Source organism: Blastococcus sp. URHD0036 (assembly GCF_000701365.1).
Taxonomy (GTDB): Bacteria; Actinomycetota; Actinomycetes; order Mycobacteriales; family Geodermatophilaceae; genus Trujillonella.
The window spans coordinates 195,102-205,234 of record NZ_JNIK01000005.1 but is presented as its reverse complement, the minus strand read 5'-3'; the positions used below and the strand labels follow the sequence as shown (position 1 = coordinate 205,234).

Sequence of the window (10,133 nt, the reverse complement as noted above, 5' to 3'; positions counted from 1 at the left end):
ATCCGGTATTAGCCCCAATTTCTTGGAGTTATCCCAGAGCTGAGGGCAGGTTGCCCACGTGTTACTCACCCGTTCGCCACTGATCCCCCACCGAAGCGGGTTCACCGTTCGACTTGCATGTGTTAAGCACGCCGCCAGCGTTCGTCCTGAGCCAGGATCAAACTCTCCGTAGATGATTTGATCACGGCTGAGAACCGCGAGCTGACACTCGCGGAATCAATCAACCAAAGGAATCCCAGCACCATCCAACCCAAAGGGAAGAACAGTGCACGGGGTATTACTTGGCACTGACTTTCGGCACGCTGTTGAGTTCTCAAGGAACGGACGCGCGAAGAACCAGACCCCCGGAGAGGCCCTCTTCAACTGCGGCTTGTCCACTCTACGCCGCTACGGGGCGGACCCTCGCGGGCCCCTCCTCGCGGCCCCTCCCGGGGTCTCGCGCGGCGCAGAGAGAAAGTTACGCGCCCGCCGGAGGCCGTGTCAAACCGGTCCGGGGGTGACGGTCGACACCCGGCCGGAACCGGCGCGTCACCTGGCGTTCACACGCCAGAGGGGTCCTCAGGGCGCGGACGGGGCGCGCTGCACACCGGCCACGGCCCGCTTGCCCCGGCGCAGCACGAGCCACCCTCCGGGCAGCCACGCGTCGTCCCCCGGCACGGCCTCGGCGTCGGTCACCCGCTCGTTGTTCAGGTAGGCCCCGCCCTCCTTCACCGTCCGCCGGGCGTCGGAGAGGCTGGCGGCCAGACCGGTGAGCTGGAGCAGGTGGGCGACCGAGGGGACCTCGCCGTCCACGGTCACGCTCCCTGCCTCCCGCAGCGCGGCCCCGAGGGTCTCCGGGCCCAGGGCGGACAGCTCGTCGCGCCCGAACAGCGCACGACCCGCCGCCTCGGCCTGCCGCAGCTCCTCCGGCCCGTGCACCAGCAGCGTCAGTTCCTCGGCCAGGGCGCGCTGGGCCGCCCGCGAGGCCGGCCGCTCGGTGCTCTCGGCCACCAGGGCCGCGAGCTCCTCCGCGGGCCGCTCCGAGAACAGCGGCAGCCACGTCAGGGCATCGGCGTCGTCGGCGTTCAGCCAGAACTGGAAGAACGCGTACGGCGAGGTGAGCGAGGGGTCGAGCCACACCGTGCCGCTCTCGCTCTTGCCGAACTTCTGACCGTCCGCCTTGGTGACCAGCGGGGTCGACAGGGCGTGCACCGCGGCGCCCTCGGTCCGGCGCACCAGGTCGATGCCGGCCGTGAGGTTGCCCCACTGGTCCGAGCCGCCGCTCTGCAGCGTGCAGCCGTGCCGGCGGAACAGCTCGCGGAAGTCGTTGGCCTGCAGGATCTGGTAGCTGAACTCGGTGTAGCTGATCCCCGCGTCGGAGTTGAGCCGGGCGGAGACCGCCTCCTTGGCCAGCATCCGGCTCACCCGGAAGTGCTTGCCGAGGTCGCGGAGCAGGTCGATCGCCGACAGCGGCCCGGTCCACGACAGGTTGTCGACGTAGATCGGGGCCCGCAGCCCCTCGCGCTGCGCCGGCACCTCGAGGAAGGGCGCGACCTGCCGGCGGATGCTGTCCACCCACTCGGCGACGGTCTCGCGCTCGTTGAGCTGGCGCTCCGCCGTCGGCCGGGGATCGCCGATCAGGCCCGTGGCACCACCGACCAGCACGATCGGCTGGTGTCCGGCCCGCTGCAGCGCCCGCAGCACCATGTACTGCAGCAGACTCCCCACGTGCAGGCTCGGTGCGGTCGGGTCGAAGCCGCAGTAGTAGGTGACCGGTCCGGCGGCCAGGTGCGCGCGCAGCGCCTCCTCGTCGGTGGTCTGGGCGATCAGCCCGCGCCGGTGCAGCTCGTCGATCACGTCGGTCACGGGGTCGATCCTGCCCCGGCGCCGCCACCACGCCGACGACCACCCGGCCGGAACGCGCTCACCGTGTCCGACGCGGGATCCCAGAACCGCCACGGCAGGTCGGTCGCCACGCTGATCCCGACCCGGGGGCCGGCCGAGACCGTCGCCGGTGGCGGACCGGTGTGCAACCGGACCGGGGACGCCGGGTCGAGCAGGTCCGCCCCGCGGTCGTCCGGGCCGATCGCCAGCGCCTGGGTGAGCCGGGCCGGCCCCCGTGCGAGGTCGCGCGACACCCGCGCCGCGGGACGGTGGGACCGGGCCAGGGACTCCCCCGCCACGACCTCGCCGGCCCGGAGCAGCACCGCCGACCCGCGGCCCTCCGGACCGACGACGACGTTCGCGCACCAGTGCACGCCGTAGCTGAAGTACACGTACAGCCGTCCGGGCGGGCCGAACATGATCGCCGCCCGCGGGGTCGGCCCGCGGTGGGCGTGCGACGCCGGGTCCTCCCCCGCCCCCGAGTACGCCTCGACCTCGGTCAGCCGCAGCGCCACCTGCCCCTCGGGCCGGTCGGTCACCACCCAGCACCCCAGCAGGGAAGGCGCGACGACGTCGACCGGACCGAGGAGCTGCTCGGCGGTCACCGACGGGCCGACGTCCACGGTCAGAGAGCCGCGGCCACCGGGGACGACGTCGACCACTCGGCGTGCTGCCGGGCCAGCTCGGCCAGCTGGGTCAGCTGACCGGCGACCCGCTCCGGCGCCGTCCCGCCGCGGGCCTTGCGGGCGGCCAGCGCACCGCGCACCGAGAGGACCGAGCGGACGTCGGGGGTGAGCCGCTCGTCGATGCCGGCCAGCTGGTCGTCGTCCAGCTCGTCGAGCTCGAGACCGGCGGACTCGCAGAAGGCGACCATCGCGCCGGAGATCTCGTGCGCCGACCGGAACGGCACGCCCTCCCGGACCAGCCACTCGGCGACGTCCGTGGCGAGCGCGAACCCCTGCGGGGCAGCCGCCTCGAGTGCCTCCGGCCGCAGGGTGAGGGTGGCGATCATCCCGGTCACCGCGGGCAGGAGCAGGAGCAGCTGCTCCATGGAGTCGAAGACCGGCTCCTTGTCCTCCTGCAGGTCCCGGTCGTAGGCCAGCGGCAGGCCCTTGAGCATCGTGAGCAGGCCGGTCAGGTTGCCGACGAACCGGCCGGACTTGCCGCGGGCCAGCTCGGCGATGTCGGGGTTCTTCTTCTGCGGCATGATCGACGACCCGGTCGCCCAGGCGTCGTCGAGCCGCGCCCAGCCGAACTCGGTCGACGTCCAGAGGACGACCTCCTCCCCCAGCCGGGAGAGGTGGACGCCGAGCAACGCCGCGGCGAAGCAGAACTCGGCGGCGAAGTCGCGGTCGCTGACGCCGTCGATCGAGTTGTCGCAAGCCCGGTCGAAGCCGAGCTCGGCGGCGACGGCGTCGGGGTCCAGCGGCAGCGAGGAGCCGGCGAGCGCGCCGGAACCGTAGGGGCTGACGGCGGTGCGGCGGTCCCAGTCCTGCAGCCGGTCGACGTCGCGGGCGATCGCGTGCGCGTGCGCCAGCAGCTGGTGGGCGATCAGGATCGGCTGGGCGTGCTGCAGGTGCGTCATCCCGGGGGCGGCGACGTCCTGGTACCGCTCGGCCAGGCCGACCAGCGCGTACTCCAGCGAGGCCAGCTCGCCGACCAGCGCGCGCACGTGGTGGCGCAGGTACAGCCGCAGGTCCGTGGCGATCTGGTCGTTGCGGCTGCGACCGGCGCGCAGCTTCCCGCCCAGGGCGCCGAGCTTCTCGGTGAGGCCGCGCTCGAGCGCCTCGTGCACGTCCTCGTCGGACTCCTGCGGGCCGAAGGTGCCGTCGGCGACCTCGGCGGAGAGCTCGGTGAGGGCGCCGACCATCGCGGTCAGCTCGTCGTCGGTGAGCAGGCCACCGCGGTGCAGCACCCGGGCGTGCGCGCGGGAGCAGGCCAGGTCGAAGGGGGCCAGGGCCCAGTCGAAGTGCGTCGACTTGCTCAGCGCGGCCATCGCCGGTGAGGGCCCGCCGCCGAAGCGGCCACCCCACAGCCGGGTCTGCGAGGGCTGGGCGTCGGCGGTCACGGGGTGGGCTCCTCGAGGTCGGCGTTCAGTTCGGGGTACACCGGCGGGGTGCGCCGGGCGAGCGCCGCGAGCCGCTCGGCCAACGCCGGGCCGCCGTCGGGCTCGCGGGAGATCGCCAGGACAGTGTCGTCCCCGGCGATGGTGCCCAGGACGTCGGGGAGGCCGACCTTGTCCAAGGCGGACGCGAGGAACTGCGCGGCGCCCGGCGGCGTGCGCAGGACGGCGAGGTTGGCGCTGCCCTCGGCGCTGGTGAGCAGGTCGGCCAGCAGCCGGGTGAGCCGGGCCGGTGCCGCCTGCGCCGGCCGCAGCGGCGCGTTCTCCGGGGGGAGGACGTAGCTCGCGGGGGCGCCGTCCGAGCCGCGCATCTTGACAGCGCCCAGCTCGTCGAGGTCCCGCGACAGCGTGGCCTGGGTGACCTCGACCCCGGACTGCGCCAGCAGCGCCGCCAGCTGCGTCTGGGAGGTGACGGCCTGGGCCTCGATCAGCTCCCGGATGCGCGCCTGGCGGGCGCTGCGGGACAGCGCGCCGGTCATCGGCCGGATCGCTCCAGCAGCCAGACGAGCACGGCCTTCTGGGCGTGCAGCCGGTTCTCCGCCTCGTCCCAGACCACGCTCTGCGGGCCGTCGATGACGGCGGCGGCGATCTCCTTGCCGCGGTAGGCCGGGAGGCAGTGCAGCACGACGGCGTGCGTCGCCGCCCGCGCGAGCGCCGCCTCGTCGACGGCGTACGGCAGGAACGGCGCGATGCGCTCCTCGTACTCCGACTCCTGCCCCATCGACACCCAGGTGTCGGTGACGAGGACGTCGGCACCGTCGGCCGCGGCGGCGGGGTCGGCGGTCCACTGCACCGAGCCGCCGGTCTCCGCGGCGATCTCCTCCGCCCGCTTCAGCACCGACGGATCGGGCTGGAACTCCGCCGGCGAGCCGATCCGCACGTGCATGCCGGCGGTGGCCCCACCGAGCAGGTAGGAGTGCGCCATGTTGTTGGCGCCGTCGCCGAGGTAGCTCATGGTCAGCCCGGCCAGGTCGCCCTTGTGCTCGGCGATCGTCTGCAGGTCGGCGAGGATCTGGCAGGGGTGGAACTCGTCGGTGAGCGCGTTGACCACCGGCACGCTGCTGGCCGCGGCCATGGCCTCGATGCGGTCCTGGCCGAAGGTGCGCCAGACGATCGCCGAGACCTGCCGGTCGAGCACCCGGGCGGTGTCGTCGATCGGCTCGCCGCGGCCGAGCTGGCTGCTGGCGGCGTCGATGACGAGCGGGTAGCCGCCGAGCTCGGCGACGCCCACGGAGAACGACACGCGCGTGCGGGTGGAGGGCTTGTCGAACAGCACCGCGACCGCCCGCGGCACGCCGTTCGGGGCGCGCAGCGGGGTCGGTGCCTCCTCGGAGTGCCGGGTGCGCTTGAGCTCCGCGGCCAGTGCCAGGACCTCGGCCTGCTCGGCGGGCGACAGGTCGTCGTCCCGCAGGAAGTGCCGGGTCACTGCTCGGCCGCCGTGTCCAGCGCCGCGGGCAGGGCGGCGACGAAGGCGTCGACCTGCTCGTCGGTGACCACCAGGGAGGGGGCCAGCCGGATCACGTCGGGGGCGACGGCGTTCACGAGGAACCCGGCGTCGCGCAGCGCGGCCTCGGCCGCGGCCGCGAGCGGTGCGGTGAGGACGACGCCGAGGAGCGCACCCCTCCCCCGGACGCCGGACACCGACGTGTGCCCGAGCCCCTCGATGCCGGCGGTGAACCGGTGCTCGAGCTCCTTGGCGCGCTCCAGCAGGCCCTCGTCGCGGATGGTGTCGAGCACCGCGAGCGCGGCGGCCGCGGCGATCGGGTTCCCACCGAAGGTCGAGCCGTGGGCGCCGGCCGTCATCAGCTCGGCGGCGTCCCCGAAGGCCAGCGTGGCGCCGAGGGGCAGCCCGCCACCCAGCGCCTTGGCCAGGGTGATGACGTCGGGGTGCAGGCCCTCGGCCTGGTGGGCGAACCAGTGGCCGGTGCGGCCGATGCCGGTCTGCACCTCGTCGAGGGCGAACAGCGCGCCCGCGTCGGCCGCGGCCGAGGCAGCCGTCGCCAGGTAGCCCGGCGGCGGGGGCTGCACGCCGCCCTCCCCCAGCATCGGCTCGAGCAGCACCATCGCGGTGGCGCCGGAGACGGTGCCGGTGAGGGCATCGGCGTCGCCGTAGGGCACGTACCGGACCCCGCCCGGCAGCGGCGCGAACGCCGCGGCCTTCGACGGCTGGCCGGTGAGCGCGAGCGCGCCCATGGTGCGGCCGTGGAAGGCGCCCTCCGCGGTGATCACCTCGGTGCGGCCGGTCAGCCGGCTGATCTTGAACGCGGCCTCGTTGGCCTCGGCGCCGGAGTTGCAGAAGAAGACCCGGCCCGGCCGCCCGGCGAGCTCGAGCAGCCGCTCGGCGAGGAGCACCCCCGGCTCGTGCATGGCCAGGTTGGAGACGTGCCCGAGGGTCTGCGCCTGCGTCGTGATCGCCTCGACGACCTTGGGGTGCGCGTGCCCGAGGATCGTCGTCGCGATGCCACCGAGCAGGTCGGTGTACTCGCGGCCGTCGACGTCCCAGACGGTCGAGCCCTCGCCCCGGGCCAGCGCGACCGGCGGGGTCTTGTAGTTGCCCATCATCACGGCCGACCAGCGGCTGGCCAGCTCCTCGGTGCGGGTCATGGTGCTGGCTCCTCTCCGTCCGTCCGGGCAGGGACGACCATCGTCCCGGTGCCTTCACTCGTGAACATCTCCAGCAGCAGGGCGTGCGGGGTCCGGCCGTCGACGACGGTCGCCCGCTTCACCCCGCCCTCGACCGCCCGCAGGCAGGCGGCCATCTTCGGGACCATCCCGGAGTCCAGGTCCGGGAGGATCTCGGCGAGCTCCGCGGCGTCGATCTGCTGCACCAGCGACCCGCGGTCGGGCCAGTCGGCGTAGAGGCCCTCGACGTCGGTGAGGACGACGAGCTTCACCGCGTCCAGCGCGACGGCCACCGCGGCGGCGGCGGTGTCGGCGTTGACGTTGTGCACCACGCCGTCGGCGTCGGGCGCGACGGTGGCGATCACCGGGATGTGCCCGGAGTCCAGCAGCGCCCGCACGGGGCCGGGGTCGACCTCGACCACGTTCCCGACCAGGCCGATGTCCACCGGCTCGCCCTCGACCAGCGCCGTCGTCCGCTCGGCACGGAACAGGCCGCCGTCCTCGCCGGACAGGCCCACGGCGAGGGGGCCGTGCTGGTTGATCAGCCCGACCACCTCGGGGGTGACCTGACCGGTGAGCACCATGCGGACGACGTCGATCGTCTCCTCGGTGGTCACCCGCAGCCCGCCGCGGAACTCGCTGGAGATCCCCAGCCGGCCGAGCATCTCGGTGATCTGCGGACCGCCGCCGTGCACGACGACGGGCAGGATCCCGCAGGTCCGCAGGAAGACCATGTCGTCGGCGAACGCCCGCCGGCACTCGTCGTCGACCATCGCGTGCCCGCCGTACTTGATGACCACGACGTTGCCGTGGAACTCCTTGAGCCACGGCAGCGCCCCGGTGAGGACGGCGACCTTGGCGGCGTCACCGGCCGGGTCGTACTGGCGCATCTTCCGCGTGGTGCCGATCCGGCGGCGGACGGCGCCGACGTCGGGCGCGTGCTCGTCGATCCGGACGTCGGGCGGAGTCGGGTCCTGGTGATCCGTCATGTCGAGTACGCCGAGTTCTCGTGCACGTAGGCGATGGACAGGTCGTTGGTCCAGATCGTCGCCTGCTCGCCGCCGGCCCCGAGGTCGACGTCGATGGTGATCGCCCGGCCGGTGAGGTCGACGCCCTCGCGCGGGTCGCCGATCGAGCCGCCCCGGCAGACGGTGACGCCGTTGATCGTCACGTCGACCCGGTCGGCCTCGAACGCGGCGTCGGTGGTGCCGATGGCCGCGAGCACCCGCCCCCAGTTGGGGTCGTTGCCGAACAGCGCGGTCTTGAGCAGGTTGTTGCGGGCGCAGGCCCGCCCCGCGGTGAGCGCGTCCTGCACGCTGGCCGCGTTCCGGACCGTGATCGCGATGTCCTTGGTCGAGCCCTCCGCGTCGCCGAGCAGCTGCATCGCCAGGTCGGTGCAGACGGCGGTGAGCGCCTCGGTGAACTCCGCGGCGGTCGGGGTCGCCCCGCTCGCGCCGTTGGCCATGACGATCACGGTGTCGTTGGTGGAGAGGCAGCCGTCGGAGTCGACCCGCTCGAAGCTCAGACCCGTGGCCGTGGCCAGGGCCGGCTGCAGGACCTCGGCCGGGACGACGGCGTCGGTGGTGATCACCACGAGCATCGTGGCCAGCGACGGCGCGAGCATGCCCGCGCCCTTGGCCATGCCGCCGACCGTCCAGCCGTCGCCCCCGGCCACCGCGGTCTTGGGCACCGAGTCGGTGGTCATGATCGCCCGGGCGGCGTCGGGACCGCCGGCGGCGCTCAGCGCCTTCCCGGCGGCGGTGACCCCGGCGGTCAGCTTCTCCATGGGCAGCCGCATGCCGATCAGGCCGGTGCTGGCGACCGCGACGTCGATCGCGCCGAGCCCCAGCTGCGCCGCGGTGTGCTCGGCGGTGGCATGCGTGTCGGCGAAGCCCTCCGGGCCGGTGCAGGCGTTGGCGCCCCCGGAGTTGAGGACGACGGCCCGGAGCCGGCCGGTGGCGAGCACCTGACGGCTCCACACGACGGGCGCCGCGGGGAAGCGGTTGGTGGTGAAGACGGCGGCCGCGGCGTCCTGCGGCCCGTCGTTGACGACCAGCGCGACGTCGGGGTCGCCGCTGGACTTGAGGCCGGCCGCGACGCCGGCGGCCCGGAAGCCCTGCGCTGCGGTGGTGCTCACGGCGCGACCCCCACGAGCGGCAGGCCGGTGGTCTCCGGCAGGCCGAGGGCGAGGTTGGCGCACTGGATCGCCGCTCCCCCGGTGCCCTTGGTCAGGTTGTCGACCGCGGCGACCACGACCAGCCGGCCGGCGTCGGGGTCGACCGCGACCTGGATCGCGACGGTGTTGGCCCCGAGCACCTGGGCCGTCGTCGGCCACTGGCCCTCGGGCAGCAGGTGCACGAACGGCTCGTCGGCGTAGGCCTTGGCGTAGGCGGCCCGGGCGGCGTCGGCGTCGATGCCGGGGGCGAGCTTCGCCGAGCAGGTGGCGAGGATGCCCCGGCTCATCGGCACGAGGGTGGGGGTGAAGCTGACCGAGACGGGCCCGCCGGCGGCCTGCGAGAGGGTCTGCACCATCTCGGGCGTGTGCCGGTGCACCCCGCCGACGCCGTAGGCGCTCACCGAGCCCATGACCTCGCTGCCGAGCAGGTGCGGCTTGGCCGACTTGCCGGCGCCGCTCGTGCCGCTGGCCGCGACCACGACCACCTCGGGCTCGACCAGGCCGGCGGCCAGCGCCGGGGCCATCGCGAGCGTGACCGAGGTCGGGTAGCAGCCCGGGACCGCGATCCGCCGGGCGCCGGTCAGCTGCTCCCGCTGGCCGGGCAGCTCGGGGAGCCCGTACGGCCACGTGCCGGCGTGCTCGGAGCCGTACCACCGGGCCCAGGCCGCCGGGTCGTCGAGCCGGTGGTCGGCGCCGCAGTCGATGACCAGGGTGTCGTCGGGCAGCTGTGCGGCGATCGCCGCCGACTCGCCGTGCGGCAGCGCCAGGACGACGACGTCGTACCCGGCGAGGTCCTCGATGCCGCTGGGCTGCACCTCGAGGTCGGCGTAGGGAAGGAGGTGGGGCTGGAGCTCACCGAGGCGTCGGCCGGCGCTCGATGCCGCGTGCACCCCGGTCAGCCGGAGGTCCGGGTGCCCGGCCAGCAGCCGGCACACCTCACCCCCTGCATACCCGGTGGCGCCGGTGACCCCGACCGTCCACGTCCGCGATGTGCTCACGATGCATGACCATACACGGTCATGCATGACTCCTCATGCCGGGTTCCCGCACCTGAGGGTCTGCCTCGCTCGTGCTCTGCCCACCCATGTGGGCAGAGCACGAGCGTGCGGGGAACAGTTCTCCGACCCCGCGTCAGCCGCCGTAGCCGGCGAGCTTGGCCTCGGCCTCGGCGACGCCACGGGAGAAGCGGCGCAGGTACTCGGCCTCGAGCTGGTCGGTGCGCTCGCGGTGGTTGGCCCACGCGTCGGCGGACCCGGTGCGGAGGATGTCGTGCCGCTTCTCGTAGAGGTGGGCGAGCTCGCGGTTGACGTCCTCGTCGGAGATCTCGGCCATCGCCGGTGGCTGCAGCAT

At 73.8% G+C, this 10,133-nt stretch carries 10 protein-coding genes and 1 rRNA gene; all 11 read right to left on the bottom strand.

Annotated features, from left to right (window positions below):
• Nucleotides 1-173, bottom strand: a 16S ribosomal RNA gene (locus N555_RS0105755); the annotation flags it as partial.
• Nucleotides 174-558: 385 nt separating this feature from the next.
• On the bottom strand, nucleotides 559-1,845 hold the full coding sequence (tyrS, locus tag N555_RS0105750; protein ID WP_029430541.1) for a tyrosine--tRNA ligase: 1,287 nt from the start codon (nucleotides 1,843-1,845) through the stop codon (nucleotides 559-561).
• Nucleotides 1,842-2,525, bottom strand: coding sequence for a DNA-3-methyladenine glycosylase (locus N555_RS0105745; protein ID WP_231502612.1), 684 nt, complete (start codon nucleotides 2,523-2,525; stop codon nucleotides 1,842-1,844). Before N555_RS0105745 ends, tyrS begins: the two co-directional genes overlap by 4 nt.
• A complete protein-coding gene (gene argH, locus N555_RS0105740) occupies nucleotides 2,489-3,931 on the bottom strand; it encodes an argininosuccinate lyase (RefSeq protein ID WP_029430539.1) in 1,443 nt (480 codons plus the stop codon). Before argH ends, N555_RS0105745 begins: the two co-directional genes overlap by 37 nt.
• Complete coding sequence (locus N555_RS0105735) at nucleotides 3,928-4,464, bottom strand: arginine repressor (RefSeq protein WP_034508939.1); 537 nt, start codon at nucleotides 4,462-4,464, stop codon at nucleotides 3,928-3,930. The genes argH and N555_RS0105735 overlap by 4 nt, the downstream gene beginning before the upstream one ends.
• Nucleotides 4,461-5,411, bottom strand: coding sequence for an ornithine carbamoyltransferase (argF, locus tag N555_RS0105730; protein ID WP_029430537.1), 951 nt, complete (start codon nucleotides 5,409-5,411; stop codon nucleotides 4,461-4,463). The genes N555_RS0105735 and argF overlap by 4 nt, the downstream gene beginning before the upstream one ends.
• Nucleotides 5,408-6,589 (bottom strand): acetylornithine transaminase, encoded by a 1,182-nt coding sequence (locus tag N555_RS0105725; RefSeq protein WP_029430536.1) that lies wholly within the window; start codon nucleotides 6,587-6,589, stop codon nucleotides 5,408-5,410. Before N555_RS0105725 ends, argF begins: the two co-directional genes overlap by 4 nt.
• Entirely contained in the window at nucleotides 6,586-7,596 is a 1,011-nt protein-coding gene (gene argB / locus N555_RS0105720; protein WP_029430535.1) for an acetylglutamate kinase, read from the bottom strand. Before argB ends, N555_RS0105725 begins: the two co-directional genes overlap by 4 nt.
• Nucleotides 7,593-8,744, bottom strand: coding sequence for a bifunctional glutamate N-acetyltransferase/amino-acid acetyltransferase ArgJ (argJ, locus tag N555_RS0105715; RefSeq protein ID WP_029430534.1), 1,152 nt, complete (start codon nucleotides 8,742-8,744; stop codon nucleotides 7,593-7,595). Before argJ ends, argB begins: the two co-directional genes overlap by 4 nt.
• Complete coding sequence (argC, locus tag N555_RS0105710) at nucleotides 8,741-9,781, bottom strand: N-acetyl-gamma-glutamyl-phosphate reductase (RefSeq protein WP_029430533.1); 1,041 nt, start codon at nucleotides 9,779-9,781, stop codon at nucleotides 8,741-8,743. Before argC ends, argJ begins: the two co-directional genes overlap by 4 nt.
• A gap of 133 nt (nucleotides 9,782-9,914) precedes the next feature.
• The gene (locus tag N555_RS25630; protein ID WP_034508936.1) at nucleotides 9,915-10,133 is read right to left on the bottom strand and encodes a DUF6158 family protein; all 219 of its coding nucleotides are present in this window, start codon (nucleotides 10,131-10,133) and stop codon (nucleotides 9,915-9,917) included.